This window comes from Arenicella xantha, assembly GCF_003315245.1.
GTDB classification, from domain to species: domain Bacteria; phylum Pseudomonadota; class Gammaproteobacteria; order Arenicellales; family Arenicellaceae; genus Arenicella; species Arenicella xantha.
Map to the genome: position 1 here is coordinate 1 of NZ_QNRT01000029.1, position 1021 is coordinate 1021.

Sequence of the window (1021 nt, forward strand, 5' to 3'; positions counted from 1 at the left end):
AAAGTCACACCACCTAACAAGGCGTCAAAGTTCACTCCGCCAGCAAGCTGGCTCCGCGGGACGGCTGCTTCGCGCCGCCCCTTGGCTTAGCGTTACAAGGCAAAACATGACTCCTGACCGAGATACAAAAAAGGCACTTCGCTGGGATGCTGGTTTGAGAACTAGCGAACCTAAATTGAAGGTGTCCGGCCCCGAATATTCGATGTCATACGCATGTCTTTCATGTAAAACGGCTCATAAGCGTCACGCCGAGGGTAGCCCGTCGGACTGCCCATTGAAAATGGAGTGCCCAATATGTAAAGGCACTACATTCAATCTTGGCAGGCATTTCAAAGCACCTAAGAAATCTGACGATGTTCAATGGAAAAAAGTAGCATTCCTTATCGAACATGGTTTTTTATTTCAAAAAATTCGTCTAGACCAAAATAGCTATGAATCAGTACCCTACCCAAAAACCTTGGTAGAGGCTAAAGAGTTTGTTGTCACATACAAAGATTGGGCAATAACCAATGTCTTGTAACAAGCACATTAAAAATCGCCCACAAAAAACGTGGGCTGGACTCGCGAAAAGCGCTCGCCTTTTATGTGGGCGTTAGGTGTGTCCTGTCTCTTTAGCTAAACCAGTCGTTGATAATAAGTATTTTATTGGTGCAATTTTCCCCGAGTGGGGCAGCCTCAAAAACTGATTCATCGTTGTAAGGAAGTCAGGTCTTTCTTGCCGTTTTGGTCGAACAGCATTTTTATCACTAAACGAATTCTGATAGTCTGGTTGAGTAAACGATATGAATGGTTTTGTTCCCTGGAGGCAAAAGGAAGTGCATCAAGTCATCGAAAAAGTCACACCACCTAACAAGGCGTCAAAGTTCACTCCGCCAGCAAGCTGGCTCCGCGGGACGGCTGCTACGCGCCGCCCCTTGGCTTAGCGTTATGCATATTGAGCTATGTACTGGCTAATTTTTATATCTGCAATAGTTTTATTCTTTTCTATAAGTAGCTTCTTGTATCAAAAGCGTATGAATAC

The 1021-nt window shown here is 44.9% G+C and carries 1 protein-coding gene; it reads left to right on the forward strand.

Translation table 11 applies throughout. From position 1 onward, the window contains the following. Positions 1 to 520, forward strand: a 520-nt coding sequence (locus tag DFR28_RS19545; RefSeq protein ID WP_211317071.1) for a hypothetical protein, incomplete at its 5' end; no start/stop codon positions are given. Between the last annotated feature and the right edge of the window lie 501 nt (positions 521 to 1021).